The sequence below is a fragment of the Blastomonas sp. UPD001 genome, assembly GCF_003426715.1.
Lineage (GTDB): Bacteria > Pseudomonadota > Alphaproteobacteria > Sphingomonadales > Sphingomonadaceae > Blastomonas.
In genome coordinates this window covers 1-698 of record NZ_QKVT01000059.1, presented here as the reverse complement: position 1 = coordinate 698, position 698 = coordinate 1, and the positions used below count along the sequence as shown (strand labels likewise).

Annotated in this window: 1 pseudogene; it reads left to right on the top strand. The window is 43.4% G+C overall.

Annotated elements, in window-relative coordinates:
* Positions 1-576 precede the first annotated feature (576 nt).
* A pseudogene (locus DM995_RS22955) lies at positions 577-698 on the top strand (beta-ketoacyl synthase N-terminal-like domain-containing protein); the annotation flags it as partial.

The window sequence follows — 698 nt, the reverse complement described above, 5'->3', positions numbered from 1 at the left end:
GGTGTGGGGGGTGGGAGTGTGGAAAACGGAGATATAGACCAATACGCTTGGTGTTAAGGCTAAAAATTAAATCTGATGTAGGTTGGGTTGAGGAACGTAGACCCGAAGGGGCTTCTCGAAGAGTAACCCAACATTCTTAAGACTTTGTTGGCTTGAGCGCGAGCGTTACCTGATATCTTGCACCAATCCCGTATCCCGCCTCAGAATTAATTCTGAGGCTCATCGCCGAGTCTCAAACACTCGTCGTCGAGTCTCAAACACTCGTCGTCGAGTCTCAAACACTCTAGGACTTACGCACACTCTACGAATTCTTGGCGTTCTACCTTACGGAAGACACGAGTGGCTTCCGCAGGTAGCCGCTTGCGCGTCTAAGGCGTCTTGGCGGTTCCATAAATTAAGGATTTGGGAAATTTTTGCGTAAGTCCTAATTTAGTAAAAAAAATACGTTTTTTTAATACTTTTTAACCGTAAAAATCTATGTCTCAAAATACAGATTACAAAAAACTAATAGCAACAACTTTAACAAAAATGGAGGCGATGCAGGCTCGCATTACTGAATTAGAAGGTAGAGGAAGTGAGCCAATTGCTGTTGTTGGAATGGGATGTCGTTTTCCTGGTGGGATCAATTCTCCTGAAGCTTACTGGAATTATTGTCAAGCTGGATTAGATGCAATTGTAGAAGTTCCTAAAAGCAGTTG